This window comes from Paenibacillus sp. J14, from assembly GCF_000518465.1.
GTDB lineage: Bacteria > Bacillota > Bacilli > Paenibacillales > Paenibacillaceae > Fontibacillus > Fontibacillus barengoltzii.
Genome location: NZ_JADQ01000001.1, coordinates 151,936 through 173,260, shown reverse-complemented (window position 1 = coordinate 173,260; position 21,325 = coordinate 151,936). Strand labels below are relative to the sequence as shown.

The 21,325-nt window shown below is 53.0% G+C and carries 21 protein-coding genes; 2 read left to right on the top strand and 19 right to left on the bottom strand.

Translation table 11 applies throughout. The annotated features are described in order from the left end of the window. Positions 1-161 precede the first annotated feature (161 nt). The 3 genes from M891_RS0100690 to M891_RS0100680 form a co-directional block, all read right to left on the bottom strand. A complete protein-coding gene (locus tag M891_RS0100690) occupies positions 162-1,556 on the bottom strand; it encodes a helix-turn-helix domain-containing protein (protein WP_036699032.1) in 1,395 nt (464 codons plus the stop codon). 115 nt (positions 1,557-1,671) lie between these two features. Next, positions 1,672-3,381, bottom strand: coding sequence for a ribonuclease J1 (gene rnjA / locus M891_RS0100685; protein ID WP_016311383.1), 1,710 nt, complete (start codon positions 3,379-3,381; stop codon positions 1,672-1,674). Positions 3,382-3,604: 223 nt separating this feature from the next. Then, on the bottom strand, positions 3,605-4,969 hold the full coding sequence (locus M891_RS0100680; protein WP_028537440.1) for a helix-turn-helix domain-containing protein: 1,365 nt from the start codon (positions 4,967-4,969) through the stop codon (positions 3,605-3,607). A gap of 315 nt (positions 4,970-5,284) precedes the next feature. Between M891_RS0100680 and M891_RS0100675 the strand changes: the two genes are divergently transcribed. Further along, entirely contained in the window at positions 5,285-5,614 is a 330-nt protein-coding gene (locus M891_RS0100675; RefSeq protein WP_028537439.1) for a helix-turn-helix domain-containing protein, read from the top strand. A 53-nt stretch (positions 5,615-5,667) separates the two neighbouring features. Here the strand turns inward: M891_RS0100675 and M891_RS0100670 are convergent, their stop codons facing one another. The 16 genes from M891_RS0100670 to spoVAC form a co-directional block, all read right to left on the bottom strand. Then, positions 5,668-6,318, bottom strand: a complete 651-nt coding sequence (locus M891_RS0100670; protein ID WP_028537438.1) for an SGNH/GDSL hydrolase family protein — start codon at positions 6,316-6,318, stop codon at positions 5,668-5,670. A gap of 248 nt (positions 6,319-6,566) precedes the next feature. After that, on the bottom strand, positions 6,567-7,340 hold the full coding sequence (locus M891_RS0100665) for a class I SAM-dependent DNA methyltransferase (protein WP_028537437.1): 774 nt from the start codon (positions 7,338-7,340) through the stop codon (positions 6,567-6,569). Positions 7,341-7,379: 39 nt separating this feature from the next. After that, a complete protein-coding gene (locus M891_RS22995) occupies positions 7,380-8,297 on the bottom strand; it encodes a CvfB family protein (protein ID WP_036699030.1) in 918 nt (305 codons plus the stop codon). After that, positions 8,294-8,641 (bottom strand): ribosome silencing factor, encoded by a 348-nt coding sequence (rsfS, locus tag M891_RS0100655; RefSeq protein ID WP_016311377.1) that lies wholly within the window; start codon positions 8,639-8,641, stop codon positions 8,294-8,296. Before rsfS ends, M891_RS22995 begins: the two co-directional genes overlap by 4 nt. After that, positions 8,642-9,229 carry a bis(5'-nucleosyl)-tetraphosphatase (symmetrical) YqeK gene (yqeK, locus tag M891_RS0100650; RefSeq protein ID WP_028537436.1) on the bottom strand — a complete coding sequence of 196 codons (588 nt, stop codon included), beginning with the start codon at positions 9,227-9,229 and terminating at the stop codon, positions 8,642-8,644. Further along, a complete protein-coding gene (locus M891_RS0100645; protein ID WP_016311375.1) occupies positions 9,213-9,806 on the bottom strand; it encodes a nicotinate-nucleotide adenylyltransferase in 594 nt (197 codons plus the stop codon). The genes yqeK and M891_RS0100645 overlap by 17 nt, the downstream gene beginning before the upstream one ends. 89 nt (positions 9,807-9,895) lie before the next feature. Then, on the bottom strand, positions 9,896-10,186 hold the full coding sequence (yhbY, locus tag M891_RS0100640) for a ribosome assembly RNA-binding protein YhbY (protein WP_016311374.1): 291 nt from the start codon (positions 10,184-10,186) through the stop codon (positions 9,896-9,898). Positions 10,187-10,231: 45 nt separating this feature from the next. Then, on the bottom strand, positions 10,232-11,137 hold the full coding sequence (aroE, locus tag M891_RS0100635; RefSeq protein ID WP_028537435.1) for a shikimate dehydrogenase: 906 nt from the start codon (positions 11,135-11,137) through the stop codon (positions 10,232-10,234). Positions 11,138-11,435: 298 nt separating this feature from the next. Continuing rightward, positions 11,436-12,563 (bottom strand): ribosome biogenesis GTPase YqeH, encoded by a 1,128-nt coding sequence (gene yqeH / locus M891_RS0100630; RefSeq protein ID WP_028537434.1) that lies wholly within the window; start codon positions 12,561-12,563, stop codon positions 11,436-11,438. After that, the gene (locus M891_RS0100625; RefSeq protein ID WP_028537433.1) at positions 12,560-13,087 is read right to left on the bottom strand and encodes a YqeG family HAD IIIA-type phosphatase; all 528 of its coding nucleotides are present in this window, start codon (positions 13,085-13,087) and stop codon (positions 12,560-12,562) included. Before M891_RS0100625 ends, yqeH begins: the two co-directional genes overlap by 4 nt. 138 nt (positions 13,088-13,225) lie before the next feature. Continuing rightward, complete coding sequence (locus M891_RS0100620) at positions 13,226-15,490, bottom strand: DUF4129 domain-containing transglutaminase family protein (RefSeq protein ID WP_028537432.1); 2,265 nt, start codon at positions 15,488-15,490, stop codon at positions 13,226-13,228. After that, positions 15,487-16,761: a DUF58 domain-containing protein gene (locus tag M891_RS0100615; protein WP_028537431.1), complete on the bottom strand. Its 1,275-nt coding sequence runs from the start codon at positions 16,759-16,761 to the stop codon at positions 15,487-15,489. The genes M891_RS0100620 and M891_RS0100615 overlap by 4 nt, the downstream gene beginning before the upstream one ends. 3 nt (positions 16,762-16,764) lie before the next feature. Continuing rightward, positions 16,765-17,721 carry an AAA family ATPase gene (locus M891_RS0100610; protein WP_028537430.1) on the bottom strand — a complete coding sequence of 319 codons (957 nt, stop codon included), beginning with the start codon at positions 17,719-17,721 and terminating at the stop codon, positions 16,765-16,767. A 104-nt stretch (positions 17,722-17,825) separates the two neighbouring features. After that, positions 17,826-18,176, bottom strand: a complete 351-nt coding sequence (gene spoVAE / locus M891_RS0100605; protein WP_028537429.1) for a stage V sporulation protein AE — start codon at positions 18,174-18,176, stop codon at positions 17,826-17,828. Further along, a complete protein-coding gene (gene spoVAD / locus M891_RS0100600) occupies positions 18,173-19,195 on the bottom strand; it encodes a stage V sporulation protein AD (protein WP_016311366.1) in 1,023 nt (340 codons plus the stop codon). The genes spoVAE and spoVAD overlap by 4 nt, the downstream gene beginning before the upstream one ends. 3 nt (positions 19,196-19,198) lie before the next feature. After that, positions 19,199-19,705 (bottom strand): stage V sporulation protein AC, encoded by a 507-nt coding sequence (spoVAC, locus tag M891_RS0100595; protein WP_016311365.1) that lies wholly within the window; start codon positions 19,703-19,705, stop codon positions 19,199-19,201. A gap of 510 nt (positions 19,706-20,215) precedes the next feature. Here spoVAC and M891_RS0100590 point away from each other — a divergent pair. After that, the gene (locus M891_RS0100590) at positions 20,216-21,289 is read left to right on the top strand and encodes a M42 family metallopeptidase (protein ID WP_028537428.1); all 1,074 of its coding nucleotides are present in this window, start codon (positions 20,216-20,218) and stop codon (positions 21,287-21,289) included. Positions 21,290-21,325: the final 36 nt, after the last annotated feature.

The window sequence follows — 21,325 nt, the reverse complement described above, 5'->3', positions numbered from 1 at the left end:
AAAAAAAGCCAATCCATCGATACGGGTTCCCCCGGATGAATTGACTTGGTCCCTGCCAAGCTGCATCTTATGTTCTGGTGTCTTATTAACCCCCTACTCCGTTTTCGTACACTGTAATAGGGCCGTTGTGACTGATGCTGCCGAATACTCCAGAACCTAAACTAATCAACAAAGCGAACGCCACTGCCCACTTCCGCAACCTTCAACACCTCCCTCATCAAAGATTCGTACTGCTGGAGTTGCACTTGTGTCGCGAAGCTTCGATGTTGCTCGAATAGCGGAACCATTTTTATGAAAAATTCCTTGTTATTCAGAGAAACCGCGTATTGGAGCGCGTAAATCAACTTCTCCAAACCTTCCTCAATCTCCTGTTTGCGCAGCAGATAAATCGCCAGCTGATAGTTAAGGTCCAAGAAGCGGTCTTTATTTATAGCGGAAACATAGTGATTGGGATAAAGGCTATATAAATCCGTATTCATCGGAAACTCTTTTAATACGTCGTCAATTAGAAAACCGTTGATGTTCGCGGCTTCGACAATGATCCTCAGGCTCGGCAGCACTTCATACGGATGCTCTCTGAGCATCTGGATATATTCCGGAAGAATCGCTTGGTTCCCATTTAAAATCTCCAGATTGTAGCGGTTCGCTCTGGCCCAGACTTTAAATTTCTCCACTTCTTTGAAGCCCGTTTCGTCCAAGCCCTCAAACCAGCTTAAATCCGCGTATTCAGCAACACACTGCAGCGCTTCCTCATACCTGCCCAGATGCTCCAATGCCGCGCCCTTCAGCAGATATCCTTGGCCATAGTAAACCACCAGGTGACGCTCACAACGCAGCTCCCGATCCCATTGAGCAGAGGAGGCCTTCCAGCTCGTTTCATAGATTCGGCGGGCCAGCGTTTGCAGCTCCTCGGCAAATCTCACGACATACATCCATTTTTGCAATGCGTAATAGGTGTTCCCTAATTGCAGCAGCCCATCGAGCTGAAGATCCTCAGGAAGTCGGTTGCGATAGGGCTCGAACCAGGTGGCAGTCCGCAGGTTGGATTCCGCGTCATCCCCCAGATTCATCCGGAACAGGCGGTATTGGCTGATTGCCAGTCGTTCTGAGTGCTGGTACTTCTCGTTTTCGCAGACGGAATGGTAGAAAAGCTTTGCAGCATCGCGGTATCCTTCTTCGTAAAGCTCCTCCCCCAGATCAAAAATCATCGGAAGATACGATAAGTCCTCGGTTAAGCGAGATAACACTTGATCAATGCAAGCCAATTCGCCGATCTCCGCGCAGCGATGCAGAAACGCTTTTAACCTTCGACGGTTGGGATGGTCTGAATCGATACATTCCTCCACATACAAGGGATAATACGACCCGATCGGCTGTTCCAGCGCTTGGGTGATCAGGTCCAACTGACCGATAGAGATCGGTTTAGGGGGATTTCCGTTCAAGATGGCGCTGAGCGTTCCCCGGTTAATTCCCGAACGGCGAGAGAAGCTGTGCAAGGAATAGCCCTTCCTTTCCAGCTGATCGCTGATCACGGAACGAATCGTGGGTTCTTTCATGGAATCTCCCTCCTTTGCGATCTCCTTATATTTTTACACATTATACGGAACTCCGAACAAGCGGTCAATTCAAAGAGAAGAGCCTCCCGTGATCGGGAAGCTCCCACTGTCGATGCTAGACTTCCAAGATGGAAGGCATAATATGCGGCGTCCGGCCCACTTCTTTGGCAAAATACCGCCGAAGTTGCTGCTGCGTCGCGCGCAGCCAGGCGTTATGATCGTAAGGCTCCTTCTCGCCAAGGCGGTTCAGGTTCCGCTTCAACAGCGCCTCCGCCCGCCGCAGCAACGGTCTGGCATCTTGCATATAAACGAAACCGCGCGAGACGATGTCTGGTCCAGCTAAAATTTGCCGTGTCTTACGGTCGACTGTCATGACGACGATGACAATCCCTTCCTGAGCCAGCTCCATCCGTTCGAGCAACAGGGTGTCTTCATGGGTAGGACGCATTTCCCCGTTACTGATGAGCACTTGTCCTGAAGGAATCGTGCGCCCGCGTTTGGCTCGGTTCCGGTACACCGACAACGTATCCCCGATGTTCATGATGAAGATGCGATCCTCAGGAATTCCCGTTTGCAGCGCCAAATCGCGATGGCTGAGCAGCATCCGGTACTCGCCGTGGATCGGAATGAAATATTTAGGCCGAATAAAGCTGAGCATCAGCTTCAGATCCTCTCGGCAGCCGTGCCCGGACGTATGGATATCGAAGATCGAGCCGTAAATGACGTTGGCACCTGCGCGAAGCAGCAGGTCGATGCTGCGGTTAATATTTTGCGCATTGCCAGGAATCGGCGAGGATGAGTAAATTACCGTGTCTCCCGGATAAACCTGGACATTCCGATGCGCACCCGAGGCAATTCGGCTGAGCGCCGCGTTAGGTTCACCTTGGCTGCCGGTGCAGACAATAAGGATCTGCTCCTCCGGGTAACGGTCGATGTGCTTCACATCGATCAGCATCCCTTCCGGAACGCGGATATAGCCCAAATCCTGACCGATGGCGAATACCTTTTCCATACTGCGGCCGATAACTGCAATTTTGCGGTTGACGATCGTGGCCGCTTCTACCACCTGTTGAAGCCGATGCACGTTCGAGGCGAAGGTGGCGAACAAGATCCGCCCCCGGCAGCCGCGGAATGACTCTAGGATAGCGTCACCAACCCGGCGCTCCGAAGGGGTAAAGCCTTCTTTCTCACTGTTGGTGCTGTCAGCAAGCAATGCCAACACGCCTTCTCCCCCGACGCTGGCCATCTTAAACAGATCCGCCGGACGGTCCTCCGGGGTGAAGTCGAATTTGAAATCACCGGTATGAACGATAGATCCGTAAGGAGTATCCACGACAATGCCAAAGGCATCGGGAATGCTGTGCGTCGTCCGGAAAAAATGCACGGCCAGATGCTTAAAAGCATACCGATCATTTTCGTGGAACACATGCAGCTCTGCTTGCCCAAGCAACCGATGCTCCTCCAATTTGGCTTTCACTAAGCCAATTGTTAACGGACCGCCGTAAATCGGCAGCTGCAGTTGGCGCAACACATACGGGATCGCTCCGATATGATCCTCATGACCGTGAGTCAGGAAAAGCCCTTTCATTTTATGCTTGTTCTCAATCAGATAACTGATGTCCGGAATAATGCAATCAATGCCCGTCAAACGGGAATCCGGGAACTTAAGCCCCGCGTCAATTAATATAATTTCGTCTCTGAACTCGATGCCATACATATTTTTTCCGATTTCCCCGATCCCGCCGAGGGAAAAGATCCGAACAGGTGGAGGTGACGGCTTCGAACGCCGGTTTGTCTTAACTGGTTTAGTTGCTGCTACATTCATTAGGTCGATAATCCTCTCTGAAGAGTTCGTTCAATGGGTTCATAAGAATTATACTGAATTATGAGCACAATAACTATTTAATTTTTACAATTCTCCATTTAACCAATGAATTTACTGCAAAACGTTAACAAAATAGAGAACATTGCATAAAAAATTCTAGATAACAAAAAAGAGACCGTGGATCAAACATGGCCTCTTCTGTCTTGGACTTCATCCATATGATTTATATGCTCTTCTTTAGCTTGCTGATTAAATCCTCATATGTATCGATAACTTGGGGCGATGCAAAGCTTCGGTACCGCTCGAATAACTCTACATATCGGACCATCACGGCGCGATGCGAATTGTTTAATTGATTAAACTGTTCCAAACTTTTGATTAAGCAGCTAAACCCCTCCGGGTACTTACCTCGGCAGAGATGATAGTCGGCTAACTCGAGATAAAGTTGAGATATCCGATCCAGAATAAGCTGCGGGCTATACATTCCCGTATTCAAGGGCGGATGATCTAAAGCCGCTAAATCTTCTTGAAACTGTTCAAGGATATGATCAATCGAGAAGTCATATTGGTTGGCGTTCCTCACCAGATTGAAGATCATGAGAATCTTGTCTTCTTCTCTGCTGTGGCAGTAGGTGACATACTCATCGAGTACCGTAATATCCCCGGAAGAAAGCCGGGTAAGAAGCGTGTTGGCATAGGCCCACTCACTAAATAACTTCTTCCAACGCAACGTCTCTGCATCATTCTCCTGCACCCAACTGAGATCTCGGTAGTGTTGGATATCCAACAATGCTTGGTCATATTCCCCACGTACGTTATGTACATTTCCAAGCAGCAAATAGGAATACGCCAAATAGTAAAATAAAGGTCGCGTCGTCTTCCGATGCAAGATTCTACGCTTATGCTCCGAGAAATAGTACACTTTGGCCTTTTGCTCCAATCGTTGCACAATGCTCTCCACCCGATCCCAGCGGTTTAGGGCACGATAGGTATTCGCCAGATCCCTTAACGCATCGAGTTGACTGGCTTCATCCAGACGCTCGACATACGGCTCGAATTGGATCGCCGCCTGGTAGTTTTGATCCTGATTCGTCCCTTGACCGATCAGGAAGAGGCGGTATTGACAAAGCGCTAACCGCTCGGAGTGCTGTTTCCGCTCAGTCATCGCTACATTTTCATATAAGATTCCAGCGGCTTCATATTGGCCCTTCTCGTACAGCTCTTCAGCTAAATCAAATAAAAGCTGAGCGTAAAGCGGGTTGTCCAACAATAATCCGACGATTTCCCGAATGCGATCCAGCTGGCCTAACTCCGCACAGTTATGGATTAATGGTTTGACTCTGCGCCAATCCGGGTCCTTTTCATGCAAATACTCGCTGATGTAAGTTTTATAGAAATAGCCTCTCGGATATCCCAGCACCATAGTAATCCGTTCTAATTGATCTACCGCCAGCGGACGGTTTCCGTTCAATATGGAGCTTAACGTCCCCGGGTTTAGTTCAAACTGCTTGGCCAATTGAGTGAGATTTAGATTCTGTCGCACCATATATTCTTCTATGGCAGCAACAATAGTGGCACGCGATTTCAATGGAATCCCCCTCTAATTTGCAAATAAAACTATTCATCCATGATTTTAGGGGATTATGTCTAATTCGAATAAAATGGAAATATCTGCAACCCCGATCCGTTCAACAAGACCACTCCTCACCACTCGAAATGAGATAAAATCAACCATCACAAAGGAATGGTTCAGATTTCTATCTTCAATCTAATATTCCCCTCGAAATTTGTCAATAATATGCAGTAAAGAACTTATAAATTCTTTTTGATAAAAATTTGAACTTAAGATGCTCTGCAGTTCGCCCCTCCGCTTGGACTAAACTTAATACGAGAGGTGGCCGCTATGGATGTAGCAAAGCAGGTCGGAAAAAACGTCAGATACTATCGCAAGCTCAAAGGGCTGACCCAGGAACAGCTGGCCGAGTCGACGGAAACGTACGGCTCCTATATCGGACGGTTGGAACGCGGGGAGCAGAACGTGCAGCTCGAAACGCTGCATAAAATTGCCGATGCCCTGCAGATCAGCGTATATGCTCTATTTCGCAATCCAGGGTACGACGAGCTCCAGGACCAAACTTGGATTTGGCAGATCGTGCAGCTGCTGCAGGAACAGCCAGCCGAGGAACAAGCGCGTGCGTACCGTGTGCTGAAGGAAATGTTTCGTCAAAAATAAAAGGGTTTAAAACGGAATCAATCCGCTTTAAACCCTTTATTTTTTGGTTTAGATTATTCCCACAATCCGCTTCGTTCTGCGACTTCCAACCATCGTTTGGCGATGAGATCGTGGCCCGCAGCCGTTGGATGGACGCCGTCCCAGATCCAGTACGCAGCCTCAGCTTGTTCCGTCGCCGCATCAAACGCGTCCTGCAACGGAACATGCACCGCACCAAACTCCTCAGCCAATTGGCGCACGATATCCTGGTACCTGCCTATCAGGTGCTTCCACTCGGTCCATTTTTCCGCGGTAGCTCCGGTATTCAAAATAAACGGCTCGCATAACACCAGTTTGGTGTTCGGCATTACTTCCTTCGTCTCCTCCAGCAAGTGACGATACACCCGCTCAAACCGATCCGTCGCCCCGCTAGGTTCGCCGTTCATTTGCCTCCAGGCATCATTCACGCCGATCAACAGGCTAATGACGTCCGGCTTCAGACTGATCGCATCCTCGTTCCATCTTGCGTAAACATCGGACACCCGATCTCCACTCACGCCCCGGTTTATGAACTTCGGTTGCAAATGGGCATATTCATGACCTAGCTTCGCCGCGATAATATAGGCATAACTGTGACCCAGAATATGGTTCAAATCCGTACCGCGATCCCGATTTCCGTCTGTAATGGAATCCCCCTGGAACAACAAGGTCAACTGCTTTTTCATGCGATTCCCCCTCTTCCCTTCGATGATTTCCGTTTCTCATTATAGCTTTGAGAGACAACGGGCCTCCATGAAGAAATTAGTGCAACAATACAGTTTTCTTCTCGAACTTTAGCCGATTTTTGATAAATCCCTGCAAAACTGCAGTTATTTTAGACGAAAAATGCCAAACCCGCGAATAGGGCGTATAATTCCTGTACTTTTGCAAGTATTGCACTTAGGACAACGATGGGCAGCCGCAGCTGAGCCGTCTACTTCACCGCCACAAAAAAGAGCCTAGCCGCATCTTCTACCGCCTCGACCCACTCAAAATCGGCATAGATGTGGACCTCGCGGAAGCCGCAGCGCAGCAGCTCGCTCTTCATCCATGCCGGGTCGTACGCCCGTTGGATATGCGTTTCTTCGAACCGACGGTACAGTCCCGGCCCCTGCTCCTCTTCCCGGGCGAAAATCGTCAAATGATGCTCAATTTCGTTCCGATACGCATCTCGCTCACAAGTCCAGATATACGACACACTCGGCTCATCCCAAACAAACGGCTGCTCCTCCTCATACCGGATCAACGTGTTGGGATGATGCACATCAAACAGGAATGTCCCTCCGGGCTTCAACCCTTCGTATGTACGGCGGAAGGTCCGAATGATGTCTTCCTCTTCCAATAAGTAGTTCAAGCAATCGCAAAAAGAAATGACGGCGTCGACCGGCTCCGGCACGGACCACTCCGTCATATCCTGTTGCACCCAGCGCACGCTGCCCTCGCGGAACAACCGAGCGCCTTGGGGCGTGGTTTCCATTTTACGGCGGGCTACCGCCAGCATGTCAGCAGACAAATCGATGCCGATCACCTCGAACCCGGCATTCACCAGCGGAATCGTAATGCTGCCGGTCCCGCAGCCGAGATCCACAACCGTCTTTGGCATACCGTACCGATCCCAAGCTGTACGGGCGAACCGGATCCAGTCCGGGTAAGGCATGTCCTCCATCAATTCGTCGTACACGTAAGCAAATTTCCGATATGATGCCATGGGCTCGTCACCGCCTTCTATCTAGTTGCTGCTGCTTTCTTAAGCTTCCGGCTGCCCGCGATCATTCGCACCGGCAGCTGGGGACTGCACCAAATACGTCCAGTTCTCTTTCTGGACTACCTTGCCTTCCTTCATCAGCTTGCCAAGCGCCCGCTTGAACGCAGACTTGCTGATCGCAAACCGCTGCTTGATCAGATCTGGGGGCGTTGCGTCGGAATACGGCATACCTCCGCCTGGCCGACTCTCCAGATAAGCGAGTATGCGCTCCGCATCCTGGCCCATGCCGATTTCCTTGCGCGGCGCCATCGACAGGTTCACGCGGCCGTCCTCACGGATATGGGCCACCCGTACCTGCACGCGTTCGCCCAGACGCAGCAAGCGGGTGCGTTCCGAGGCGTGGATCATGCCAATTGCTCCGAATCCCAGCACGCCGCCTTGGACAACGACAAACGTCCCCATCTGCAGCGGTTTGTAGACGATGGCATCAAGCCATTGGTTTTTCCACGAGGATGGCGCATGGAAAGCATGGGGAGCCAGATCCTGCTCACCAGCCAGCTTCGCTTTGAGCCGACCTTGTTTGTCGTGCTCCATGATGACGTACACGTGGTCGCCTACCTGCGGATGCAGCTCCTTCATCTCAGGCAGCTCACGGATCGGCAACAGCAGTTGACGGCCCAGCCCCATCTCCAGGAAGCAGCCGAGCCGTGGATGCACATCAGCCACCTCTAGCAGTGCCAGCTCGCCCAGCGTGAGATACGGCTTCTTCATCGTGGCCGCCAAGCGGTCCTCCGTATCGTAGAACAGGAATACCTCCACTGTTTCCCCCGGCTTCACCTGGCGGGTCAGCTCGGAGTAATGGAGCAGTACATCTTGCCCGCCTGCGCTTAGGAAATACCCGTACGGCGATACCTCGCGATCGATCGGTAAAGAGACGACGGTTCCCGCAACCAGACTCATACCGTCTCCACGACCTTGGCATCCGACCAAAGCCGCTCAATGTTGTAATACTCACGCTCATCGCGATGGAACACGTGCACAACAACATCGCCCAGATCCATCAGTACCCAGCGAGCAGAATCCAGGCCTTCAATGCCGCGAATTTGGGCCCCCACCTCATGCGCTCTTTTGCGAATCTCAGTGGCAATCGCCTGCACCTGCGTATCCGAGTTCCCGTGACAAATCACAAAATAGTCCGCGATTAAGGAAATCCCTTTCAAATCGAGCGCCACGATGTTCATTGCTTTTTTATCGTCTGCAGCTTGCACTGCCAAGTTCATCAATTCATTGGAACTAATCGCCATTCATTCAGCCTCCTTAGTTTTTCTTCGGTTTACGATCAAATCATTACGTGCCAATACCGTCAAAGGAAAGATCGGCTTCCCCTTCTCCAGCAAAAAAGATATCGTTGAGTCAAACCCTGCGATCAGCGCATCATCCAAACTCGTTTCCGCCAGCTCGCGAATCCGCTCCACACCCGGGAATTCGCGCCCCGGTTCGATGTAATCTGCCAGACAGACGATTTTGTCCAGCAGCGTCATGCCAACTCGGCCGGAGGTGTGATAACGAATCGCGTTCAGCACCTCTTCATCCTCGATCCCGTAATCCCGCCGGGAGATGAACGCCCCAACCTCGGCATGCAGCAGCTGTTTGTCGTGGTTTAGCAGCTCGGCATTTAGGCCGTTGTCGCGGATGATCGCTTCCTGCTCCTCGATTGGCCAAAACTTGGCCAAGTCATGCAGCAGCGCGGCTAAATCCGCCTTGACCGGGTCTGCTCCGTACCTCTTCGCCAGGATGACTGCACTCTCCATCACGCCCTCAACATGCTTCCAGCGCTTGGCGGGCATCCCTGCCGAGACGGAGGCGATCAGTTCTTCACGGCTGTAACCCATACAATCCGCTCCTTGTCATATATTCATACACGGCATCCGGAACCATATATCTGACCGAACGTCCGGCAGATAATCGGCTGCGAATCAGGCTTGAAGAAATATCAACAAGCGGCATCTCCGCGAGCTGTACCGCCTCCTGAATAAACGGAGGCAGCGCGTCCAGCTCCAGGAAGCTTCCGGGGCGCTGCAGCCCGATAAACGAGATCATCCCGGCCAAATCCTCAATCCCTTCCCACTTCGGAAGGTAATTCACCATATCGGCCCCGATAATAAAATAAAACTCCAGATCGGGGTGCAATGCGCGCAACTCCCGGATCGTATCTACCGTGTAGGACACACCGCCGCGGCGCAGCTCGATATCCAGCGGCTTAAAGGCAGGATTGCTGCCTATCGCCGCCTCGACCATCTCCAGCCGCTGCTGGCCGCTTACGCCGGCCTGATGTTTATGCGGAGGGATATGGGAGGGCATAAACCAGACCTCTTCCAGATGGTATTGTTCTCTGGCCGCCTCCGCCGCCAATAGATGGCCGAGGTGAATCGGGTCAAACGCCCCGCCCATAATTCCGACTTTCTTCATTATGCGTTGCCTCCAACAACCTTTACATGAAGCCTTTTCTAAAGGTTAGTTTTCTCATGTGCACAATCTGCTTCAGCCTCATCTTAGACTTAAGGCAGCTCGATTTGCTTATACTCCCGAGACTCCTTATATAAAACAATCGTCCGGCCGATCAGCTGCACCAGCTCAGCTCCCGCGCCTGCCGCCAGCTCCTCCGCGATTTCCTGCGGATCGTCCAAGTTATTGTTGAGCACGGAGATTTTGATGAGTTCCCGGCGCTCCAGTGCTTCCGAGATTTGTTTAATCATATGCTCGTTGGTGCCGCCTTTGCCCACTTGAAAAATCGGCTGCAGTCCGTGCGCTAAACTGCGCAAATAACGTTTTTGCTTTCCGGTTAACATGTCGTATTCAAGACCCCTTAACATTCAATTATGCGATAACTTGCGTTATTGATTCATGCTCTCCAAGACCGCTGCCCGCATCGCATCCACCGGCGCCGTCAAGCCAGTCCAATGCTCAAATGCGTAAGCCCCCTGGTAAATGAACATCCCCAGACCGCTGTGAATCGTGCAGCCTTTCGCCTCAGCTTGCACCAGCAGCTCGGTCTTTAGCGGATTGTAGATGAGATCGCTGACCACGATCCCTTCCGGGATGAGTCGCATATCCAACGGACAATCGCTCACGTGCGGATGCATGCCAACGGAGGTGGTGTTAATGATCAGGTCCACTCCCGGCAGCACCTTAGCCAGTTCCTCGATGCTGCAGCCGGTTAAGTTGCCAAGATGGGACCATTCCGCGGCCAGTTCCTGTGCTTTCGCCGCCGTGCGGTTGGCGATCGTCACCCGTCCCGGCGCCTCCTGAAGCAGCGCGTACACAATGCCTCGGGCGGCACCGCCGCAGCCCAACACCAGCACACGCTTGCCCTTTAGCTCAGGAGCGGCCTCCTCCTTCAGCGAGCGGATATACCCGATGCCGTCAGTGTTGTAACCAGTAAGTACGCCGCCGTCATTGACGATGGTGTTTACCGCCCCGATCAAGCGCGCGCCTTCGTCGATGCTGTCCAAGTAGTTCATCACTTCCACCTTATGCGGAACTGTGACATTGATACCTCGAAACCCCAATGCGCGGATGCCCCGGATGGCTTCCTCTAACCGGTTCCCTTTAACATGAAACGGCAGGTAAGCCCCTGTAAGCCCGCAGGCTTGCAAGGCGGCGGTATGCATCACCGGCGATTTGGAATGCTGGATCGGGTCACCGATGACGCCGAGCAGCAACGGTTGCTTCGCGCTTCCGTACTCACTTGCCTGTGCCTCTCCCCGTTTTTCGTGATTCGCCTGCTCTCGATCTCCCATCGGTTCTCCTCCTGCTCACCAAACTTTTCGAATCATAACAGTCCAAATGGGCCTTATGTCCTCTTAAGTCCGATTTGACTCAAAAATAGCGGTAAATTATGGCTTTATTCCACCTGAAATCACCACAATCGCCCCGACTTCAGGCCATGCATCAAAAATAACACCCATAATGTCCGCTATTTTGCTCCATCCTTACGTTTTCCATGAAATAGCGCCATTTATTACCCTTATTTGTGTTGCAAAGCAAAAAGCTAGCCCTGCCTGCCCGCAATGCCAGCGTCCGCTCTACCATGCAACCCTAAATCAACGACGGCCGAACGAGCACCTTCACGCCTTTCGGCACATGCATCGCGACGACCGCACCAGCATCGTTATTGATTTTGATCCAGCCTAGGCCGGAAATAAAGACATCGCTCCGGCTGCCCTTCGGAATCCGGAATTCATGGCGCGTCCATTCCGGCAGCGCTTCAATATGCTCCTTGCTCGGCGGTGACAACAACTCCCCGGCATGCTCTGTGAACAGCTCGTCTGCCCGCGCCAGCTTCGTGCGGTGAATGGGTACCCGGCCGCTGACGAAACAAGTGAACGATTGACGCTCCCCTTGAATGAAATCAAACCGGCCAAAGCCGCCAAAAAAGAGTGTCTGTCCCTCATTCAGCTGGTACACCGCCGGCTTCAACGGCTTGTCCGGCATGATCACCCCTAAATCAGATGGAGCCACCAACTCGCTGTAGCGAGACGGATACACAATCCCCGGGGTATCGATAATCGCCCGGCCATCATCCAACGGAATGTGCACCATATCCAGCGTCGTGCCTGGATAACGCGAAACGGTCAACTCCTGATCCAGATCGCTGTAGTCCCGAATCAACCGATTGATCAGCGTTGATTTGCCCACATTCGTTGCGCCAACGACATAGACGTCCCGATCGCCGCGGCGTGCCGCCACTGCATCTAGCAGCCGGTCGAACCCGCTGTTCTGCTTCGCGCTGCACAGCACGATATCTTCGACTTTCAGCCCCAAGTCCTTGGCTTCCTTCTGCACCCAGTTGCGAACTTTGTTCCAATTCGTTACTTTCGGCAGCAGATCGATTTTGTTTACCGCCAGCAGCACAGGATTGTTCCCCACAAACCGCTGCAATCCGGTAATCACACTGCCGTGAAAATCAAACAGATCCACGATATGGATCACCAGCGCTTCCTTGCTTCCGATCTGCGACAACAGCCGCAGGAACTCGTCCTGCTCCACCGTCACCGATGAAGATTCGTTATAGTTCTTGATCCGGAAACAGCGTTGGCAAATCACCGGTTCTTTCGATAAAGCTTGCTCCGGGACGTACCCCGGTTTACTTGAATCCTGCGTTTGCAGCACAGCGCCGCACCCGCTGCAACGAAGAGCGCCTTCTGCGCTCCGTACTTCCGTCATCTCCTCTTGTCCTCCTCGAGCCATAATCCAACCTTGCCCAGCCGCCGCTTCACGATGCGTTCCAACATGCGATTAATTTTCGTACCGAACCCTTCATCCTGGACGGCGATCGGGAGTACGAGCACGGTAAACAACCCTTGCCGGTTCCCGCCAAAGACGTCGGTCATCATTTGGTCGCCTACCACGATCGTCTCCTTCGGACCAAGCCCCATCATTTCCATCGCTCGGTGAAAAGCTGCGCCGGAAGGTTTTCGGGCTGCGTGTACAAACTCAATATTTAAGGGGTTGGCGAATACCGACACCCGATCCAAATTATTGTTTGACACAATCACGAGTTTAAACCCGCATTTCTTCACTTTCTCAAACCATTCGATCAGTTCGGGAGTGGCCAGCGGCGCTTTGGCTCCGACCAGAGTGTTGTCGAGGTCGGTGATGATGCCGCGGTAGCCTTGGGCATAGAGTCCTTCCAGATCGATATCGAATACGCTGTCCACGCGCATATTCGGTATAAACTTCTCAAACAAATACGTTCACCTCGGTTTCATACGACAAACTATACCATATTATTCCCCCGACATGCTTCTATTTTAAAAAAGAAAACGCCTCCCGCGCAAGCACGGGGGCGTTGACGTTAATCAGAGATCAATCGCTCTACGATTGGATTATTGGCCTAAGGTTCGTTTAGGACCGAGCGGCCAAGCCTGCTTCCAACCGTGCCCGCCAACCAATCGGGTTGCCTTTCGGGACAGCTCCCGCGCGGCGCGCCAATTCGCAGTAGCCGGGCTTGGACTCGAGCTGTACATCGCCTGCTCGTATAAGAGAAGCAGCGGGTCCAGCACTTCCGCCAGCTGCGGACGTTCAAGCTTCCAGCGCTCAAATGCTTCGCGCAGCGTCTCCTGGTCACCGCGGGTGAAGCCTCTCCGCCGCATCCGTCTTACGAGTCGCAGCGTTTCGTATACCGTCTTCTCCTCTGGCGCCAGCGGGCGGCCCAGCCGCAACCGGAGCCAGAGGAAATACAGTTCCGAGCGCAGTTGGTACAGGGTCCAGAGCAACAAGACGCTGACGGCCGAAACAAAAATCCGCTGCATCACCACCGGATCCAGCTTCGAGAAGAAGCTCTCTTCGGCAGCCGCAACCTCCGTATCGGTGTTCGTATCAACCGTAAGCGTATCTTCGCTCTCTTCCGGTGCCTCCATAATTGGGGAAACAAAGCCCGGCGTCGCCTCAAACGGAATCCAGCCGTAATCGCCGAAGTAGAGCTCCGCCCAAGAGTGGGCATCCGCATTGCTTACATTATATGCCCGCCCCAGCTCCGGATTGCGCATCATCATCTCGTCGCTTGGCTGACTGCCTGGAGCGTACCCTTTAACCCAACGTGCAGGGATACCCAGCGAGCGGGCCATCACAACCATCGCTGTGGAATAGTAGTCGCAGTACCCCTGCCGAATTTCAAACAGAAAGCTGTCAACGAAATCATCGCTGCGTCTGCGAGTCAAATCCGGCTTGTTTGTATATTCGTAATTTTGCCGAAGGTACTGCTGCAGCAAATCCATTTTCGCGTAGGGCGTCTCGCCTTCTGCGGTAATTTCCGCAGCCAGATCTTTGACCCGCTGCGGCAGATTGTTGGGAATCTGCAAATATTCCTCCGGCGCCCCTTCTGGATACAAGGTATCGTAACTGGCCTGCTCCAGCTCCTTAAGCGGGATCAGAGGGATATTGGCGACCACTTTATATTTCCTCGGGTAATTCGGCAAATCCCCGGGATCACGATAGCCGTTCCAGAATAGTTCCGCCTGTTTGGCAGACCAGCGCATATCTGCCTGCTGGCGTTCGTCCAGTAATTCCACGCTTTCGATAGCGTAACCGCCAAACAACACCGGGTACTCCTTGTCGGTATTCATTGTCACGATCTGTTCGACCCGCATCGTTTCCACCTTGCCAGGCTGCTCATGCTCGAGCGGCTCGGCGTCCGGTCCGCCGCGATAGCGTTCCGTATCCCGGCCTTCCTGCTCCAGGTCAGCCCATCCCTTCCCGGAGTAGATGCGCCGGGTCTCACCGCGCCAATAGGATCTCACCGGGGTTTCAATGGACATGACCGGGCTGTAACTGAATTCGAACCCGTCGCCTAGCGTTTTGTCATCGCGGCTGTAGCCGGAGACGATCTCTTCTTGAACAGCGGATGGGCTATTCCCTAACGCGCTGGTCAAGGTGGAAGGACCGCCTCCGCCCCCTCCGCTCCGCTTGATCCAAGCCGTATACGGATCGGTCAGCGTAGGTGACACCGACGGCATGCTAATCCCGATCAAAAGCACGCAGGCAAAGACGATAAAGACGTTCACCGCGATCTTGAATGGGCTTTGCCGCAATCGTTGCCAGCCCTGCGGATATTTCCGGCGATACTCGTAGAAATTGGCGCTAACCAGCCATCCGAGACCGGCGAACACAATCCAGGCTACGTTTTGCCATAAATAATAACGTGTAAAAGAGTCCAAAATCGTAAACGCAACCAGATGGGCAGCCAGAAACACCAAAATTCTCAGTCGAGTAACAACCAGCCGCAGCGCCGCTTCAAGCAGCACCCAAGCGACTAAGGAAAACCAGATATACGGCGTAAAGGTTAACGCCATACCGCGAATCTGATCGGGAAATAACGGGCCAAACGGAACATAAACCCCGTAAGTGGTGAGGATGAACCTCCAAATGAGCAGCAGCGCGATGATCTTAATCATCCATTTCCACGCTGCCTGTACCGGAAGCAGCCATTCAATCAGAGCCATCAAGATGATCGTGACCGTCACCAAAGTGGTCGTGACCGAGAACCACAGCGGTTCCGTAAAATCAATCCATTGCATCGCAATGATCACGATCCACAGCAGGGTTAAATTCTGATAAGACTTCGGAAGCTGAGTATTGGCCAATAGTTTCACAGCTTTGCACCCCCCATCGCTGCAGGAAGCTCGTGCAGAGAGGTGACGTATATCCCGCGAAGTCCCCGCTCCTGCAGGGTTGCCTGCCATGCGGAACGTTTCACGGTTTGATAGCTGTTAGACGCACCTGCGGCCACAGTCTCTTCCCCGATTTGGATATGATACGGGATCATCTGACGGGATTTGGCTAACCTAAGCATAGCCAGCACTTTATCGTCCGCCAGCGGACTTATGAGGATAAAGAATGCGCCCGGCTGAAATAAATCCGGCTTCGCTTCTAAGCGATCCTTATAGTTGCCGAACCCGTCTGCATCGATATCTACGAGATGGTGCAGCATCTGCTGTCGCTCCAGATAACTTTCCGCCGGCGGAAAGTAACGAAGGGACTTGCCCAGAGTGCACAACCCCATGCTGATCCGTTCCCTGGACCCAAATTCCAACAGCGATGCAGCCGTTGATACGGCCAATTCGAACTGCGAAGCACGGTAATATCCGCTGGTATGGGCGTCTAGCACCAGCACCATCTTAGGCAGCGATTCATGCTCGAACTCCTTGGACTTCCAGGTTCCCGTCTTCGCAGTGGCGCTCCAGTGAATCCGCGAAATCCGATCCCCGTACACATAGTCACGCACCCCGTTGATTTGAGTAGATTCCCGGCGCGACAACGCAATCGCCGTCTCCGGACCCGCTAGACGCGAATTGCGGCTGTACAGCTCCCAGTAGGGAATAAACACCGTCCGGGGAAGGATGCGAAACTCCCCGCCGGTCTGAAAGACGCTGGTATGCTCCATGAGGCCAAAAATATCCTCAGCACTGCAATTCGTACCGGCAAATGCATATTTTCCACGCTCGAGCGGCGGCGTTTTATACACCAACTCGGATCGGGATCTGAAGTAGGGCACGATGCTATCCTCAAACATCCAGCTGTCTCCGTTGTGTCGACGCAGCGTTTCCTTGACGACGATGTAAGGCAGGGGAAGGAATGCGGGAAGCTGCAGCTGCAGCTTCACCACCACCTGATCCCCGGCTTGAAGCAACACGCCCCGCTCTCCAGAGAGCGAGAGCGTCCGTGAGCCTGTGATGCGTTTGACGCCGCCAAACCCTCCAATCACCCAGTAGAAGCACAGTACCGAAACCATCATAAATAGCATCAGCGAGGTTTTCCCGCCTTGAAACAAGACATACAACAGGCAGATCAGCCAAACGGACGCCACTCTCCAGAATTTTCGGGAGGTGAGGCCCGCTTTAAAGCCTTCGACCAGCGCGCGCATCGGTTACCGTCCTATGGCGACCGGTACGTGGACCTGCCGGAGAATTTGCTGCAATACCTCACTGACGTTCCGATGCCCCAGACGGGACTCGGGACGCAGCAGAATCCGGTGCTCCAGCACGAATGGCGCCAGCGTCTTAATATCATCGGGCAGCACATAATCCCGTTCCTCTAGGTAAGCATAAGCCTTGGCTGCAGCCATAAAAGCGAGCGAAGCACGCGGCGAAGCCCCCAGCAGGACATCTTCATGCTCCCGTGTCCGACGGACGATCTCCAGCAAGTAATCGGCAAGCGGTTCGCTGATATGCACGCGCTGAACCTCGCGTTGAATCTCGGCGATCTCTTCCATCGTTGTAACCGATTTCAACTGTTCTGCCGGCTGGCCTTGACTATGAGAGCGCAGCATCGCTTTCTCTGTGTCAGCGTCGGGATACCCGATCCCAATTTTCATCATAAAACGGTCCAACTGGGCTTCCGGCAGCAAATAAGTGCCTTCAAAATCAATCGGGTTTTGCGTAGCGCAGAGCATAAAGGGGTGAGGAAGCGGGTAGGTCACGCCATCAGCGGTGACGCTTCGCTCCTCCATGACTTCCAGCAAAGCGGATTGCGTCTTCGTCGTTGCCCGGTTGATTTCATCCGCCAGCAAAATATGCGTCATAACCGGCCCCGGCCGGAATACAAAACGTTCTTCATGAGGATGGAAAACCGATACCCCCGTTATGTCGCTGGGCAATATGTCCGGATTGCATTGAATCCGCCGGTAATCTCCGCTCATCGACTTCGCCAGCGCCTTCACGAGCTGAGTCTTGCCTGTACCGGGTACGTCCTCGATTAACACATGGCCGCCGGCCAGCAGCGCCGAAAGCAGCAGCTTAATTTCAAAAGACTTTCCTAAAATACATGACTCCAGGTTGTTCTTTACGGCGTTCAAAGTTTGAATCGATTGCTCATGTACGGGCACGCATTTTCCCTCCCAAATAAGACCTGTATATATCTACCTATTTTACATGAAGATAGATAGGGAGTACACTGTTCCCGTAAAAAGCAACGCGATTCCCAAAAAATTTAGCCTTTGGGCCGAACAACCAGTGCCGCAAGGAAAGAGAAAATGATCGCCGCCGAAATCCCGGCACTTGTCACGTCGAAGATCCCGGTAATTACACCGATCCATCCGTCCCGTTGCAGCTCGGTTAATGCCCCATGTACCAACGAGTTCCCAAAGCTGGTGATCGGTACCGAGGCCCCCGCTCCGGCGAACTTCACCAGCGGATCATACCAGCCTATCGCATCCATCACTGCACCGGCGACCACCAGCGTACTCATCGTGTGCGCCGGGGTGAGTTTTAGCACGTCAAACATCAGTTGGCCGATCACACAGATCAATCCGCCAACAACAAATGCCCAGAAAAATATCATTCTTCACTAACCTCCTGTTCCAGGGCGACCGCGTGCGCGATGCAAGGAATGCTCTCGCCTTGCTGATAGGACAGCGGAGACAAGAGGGCACCCGTAGCAACGACCAGCACCCGGCCTAGTTCCCGGTTCTTTAATTTTCGTAAAATGTGGCCGTAGGTGACGACGGCGGAACAGCCGCAGCCGCTGCCTCCGGCGTTCACATACGTTTGTTTGTTGCGGTCATAAATCATCAGTCCGCAATCGTTAAATTCCGTTTTATCCATCAAGACGCCGTCTTTTTCAAGCAGATCCTTGGCGATAGCATGTCCGACCGAAGCTAAGTCTCCGGTGACGATCAAATCATAATCCTCGGGTCCCCGGCCCGTATCACGGAAGTGGGAAACCAGCGTATCCACGGCAGCCGGCGCCATGGCCGCTCCCATGTTAAACGGATCCTTGACGCCAAGATCCTGGATCCGGCCGATCGTAGCGTGGGTAATGCGCGGCCCCTTCCCTTCCTTCGATACAACCGCACAGCCCGCGCCTGTAATCGTATATTGGGCGGTGGCCGGTTTTTGTGAACCGTACTCGGTGGGATAGCGGAATTGCTTCTCCACGGTGCAGTTATGGCTGGCCGTACCGGCCATCGCATATTTTGCTCCGCCGGCGTCTGCCAGAAAAGCGGCTAAAGCGAGACTCTCCATTGAGGTGGAGCAGGCGCCGAACACCCCGAGATACGGAGCTGCAATCGACCGAGCTGCAAACGTCGCAGTGATAATTTGGTTCATCAGATCGCCGCCGATGAAGAAGGACAGGTCCTCGCGGTTGATGCCGGCATGGACCAAGGCCAGGGCAGAAGCGTGCTCCAACAGTTTGCGCTCCGCTCGTTCCCACGTCTTCTCGTCAATCTCCAAATTGTCATAAACAAAGTCAAAGGTGTGGGACAACGGCCCTTCCCCTTCTTCCGGTCCAACAACGGTCGCCGCCCCGATAATGGCCGGCTTGGAGCGAAACTCCCAGGTTTGCGCGCCGATCAGCATCGGTTAATGCACTCCTCCCAAGCCGAAGATCACATGAATCACGCCTACAATAAAAGCGGCTACAACGCCAAACACGATCACCGAACCCGCCAGCTTAAACATATTGGCCCCTACGCCGAGAACAAGCCCCTCCGCTCGGGATTCAATGGCTGAGGAGCACATGGAGTTGGCAAACCCTGTCACAGGTACAGCCGTGCCGGCTCCAGCCCATTGGGCGATTTTGTCGTACACGCCAAACGAGGTCAGTACAACGGAGATGAAAATCAGGACCGCGACCGTAGGACTCGCTGCTTCCCGCGCGGACATGTCGGCAAAAGTCATAAACAGCTGTTGGATACATTGGCCAATAAAGCAGATGAACCCGCCGACCAGAAACGCCCTTACGCAGTTGCGCAAAACGTTGGTTTTCGGCTTATGCTGGTCGGCAACCTGCTGGTACTCTTCCTCCGTCAGCAGCAGGTTGTTCAGCTTCACCCGAGCTCCCGGCTTGTTTTTCGCTTTTGCAGGCAAACGACATTCCTCCTTATTTTCCTAACTTGCACGGTATACTCATTATTTGTCATCCGGCGGCTTGTTATGTTTGGAAAATGATCCATGGATTTCGGCTCCAAACTGCTCAATTACAACACAAAGAAGCCCGCAGGAATCAAGTTCCGGCGGACTTGCATCAGGTGGGGCAAGGGAATTGCATCCTGTTATTATAAATATAGAAGGACGATCACTAACAGGATAAAGAGCAGACAGATCACCAGCCAATCCTTGGCATACCGTTCCATTCAGCCTAGCCTCCTCATTCGCCCATCGAACTGCTGCTTCTGCAGTATATGCTTTGCTTGGGAGCCGGGTGCTCATCAACGTTACAGCAATGCTGGAAATTTCGAACACAATCGCTGCATGGACAATCGAAAAAAGGTAGTTCATACTAGGAGAGGAAGATTCAACTTCGAGTGATTCTAAAATATCAAGTGCTGTAAATCGGGCCTTTGGAACCCGTATCTTTAGAAAAAGGAGAAGCGAGCAATGAATGAAAAAACGCGCGAGCTATTTAAAGAACTGACGGAATTTCCAGCGGCTCCTGGATTTGAACGAGAACTGCGGGCCCTCGTCAAACAGAAAATGTCGGCCTACACGCAGGAATTCGTGCAGGATAACCTTGGCGGGCTGTTCGGGGTCTTGCGCGGAGATGAGCAAGGACCTCGGGTGATGGTGGCCGGGCATTTCGACGAAGTGGGCTTCATGACCACCGGGATCAGCGACAACGGAATGGTGTCGTTCCAACCGCTTGGGGGCTGGTGGAGCCAGGCCGTGTTGGCCCAACGCCTGCAGATCATTACGCCGAACGGCCCCATCGTCGGCGTCGTCGGATCGATTCCGACCCACCTGCTGGATGAGTCGCAGCGCAACAAGCCGGTAGATCTCAAATCGATGTATTTGGATATCGGCGCGGACAGCCGGGAGGAAGCCGAAGCCGCAGGGGTGCAGATCGGCCAGCAAATCGTACCGATTTGCGAATTCACCCCCCTCGTAAATCCGAAGAAAATTATGGCGAAAGCCTGGGATAACCGCTATGGCGTTGGTTTGGCCATTGAGCTGCTTGAAGCGCTGCACGGAGAGAAGCTGCCGAATGTACTGTATGCCGGGGCGAATGTGCAAGAAGAAGTTGGCCTTAGAGGGGCTCGGACAGCGGCGAACCTCATTAAGCCGGACATCTTCTTCGCTTTGGATGCCAGCGCCGCCAACGATATGACCGGCGACAAAAAAGCGTTTGGCCGGCTGGGTGAAGGCACCCTGCTGCGTATCCTCGACCCGACGATGATCACCCATCGCGGCTTGGTCGAATATATCCGTGATACGGCAGATACGCACAAGATTAAGTACCAATATTTCGTGTCGCCGGGCGGCACGGATGCCGGTCAAGTGCATCTCAGCGGCACCGGCGTCCCGTCGAGCGTGATCGGCATTTGCTCCCGCTACATCCACACGTCCTCCTCGATCATCCACACGGATGATTACGCTGCAGCGAAGGAGCTGTTGATCCGCCTCGTGCGCGGACTGGATCGGACTACGCTGAACACAATTTTGGAGAACAGCTGAACCTCTCCGATTTGCAAAAACCGCAAGGCCTGACTT

Bases quoted from the DNA above. Each gene is read 5' to 3' on its own strand.
- M891_RS0100690 (WP_036699032.1), bottom strand. From the start codon at position 1,556: ATGAAAGAACCCACGATTCGTTCCGTGATCAGCGATCAGCTGGAAAGG.
- rnjA (WP_016311383.1), bottom strand. From the start codon at position 3,381: ATGAATGTAGCAGCAACTAAACCAGTTAAGACAAACCGGCGTTCGAAG.
- M891_RS0100675 (WP_028537439.1), top strand. From the start codon at position 5,285: ATGGATGTAGCAAAGCAGGTCGGAAAAAACGTCAGATACTATCGCAAG.
- M891_RS0100670 (WP_028537438.1), bottom strand. From the start codon at position 6,318: ATGAAAAAGCAGTTGACCTTGTTGTTCCAGGGGGATTCCATTACAGAC.
- M891_RS0100665 (WP_028537437.1), bottom strand. From the start codon at position 7,340: ATGGCATCATATCGGAAATTTGCTTACGTGTACGACGAATTGATGGAG.
- M891_RS22995 (WP_036699030.1), bottom strand. From the start codon at position 8,297: ATGAGTCTGGTTGCGGGAACCGTCGTCTCTTTACCGATCGATCGCGAG.
- rsfS (WP_016311377.1), bottom strand. From the start codon at position 8,641: ATGGCGATTAGTTCCAATGAATTGATGAACTTGGCAGTGCAAGCTGCA.
- yqeK (WP_028537436.1), bottom strand. From the start codon at position 9,229: ATGGGTTACAGCCGTGAAGAACTGATCGCCTCCGTCTCGGCAGGGATG.
- M891_RS0100645 (WP_016311375.1), bottom strand. From the start codon at position 9,806: ATGAAGAAAGTCGGAATTATGGGCGGGGCGTTTGACCCGATTCACCTC.
- yhbY (WP_016311374.1), bottom strand. From the start codon at position 10,186: ATGTTAACCGGAAAGCAAAAACGTTATTTGCGCAGTTTAGCGCACGGA.
- aroE (WP_028537435.1), bottom strand. From the start codon at position 11,137: ATGGGAGATCGAGAGCAGGCGAATCACGAAAAACGGGGAGAGGCACAG.
- yqeH (WP_028537434.1), bottom strand. From the start codon at position 12,563: ATGACGGAAGTACGGAGCGCAGAAGGCGCTCTTCGTTGCAGCGGGTGC.
- M891_RS0100615 (WP_028537431.1), bottom strand. From the start codon at position 16,761: ATGCGCGCGCTGGTCGAAGGCTTTAAAGCGGGCCTCACCTCCCGAAAA.
- spoVAE (WP_028537429.1), bottom strand. From the start codon at position 18,176: ATGATATTTTTCTGGGCATTTGTTGTTGGCGGATTGATCTGTGTGATC.
- spoVAD (WP_016311366.1), bottom strand. From the start codon at position 19,195: ATGCTGATCGGCGCGCAAACCTGGGAGTTTCGCTCCAAGCCGGCCATT.
- M891_RS0100590 (WP_028537428.1), top strand. From the start codon at position 20,216: ATGAATGAAAAAACGCGCGAGCTATTTAAAGAACTGACGGAATTTCCA.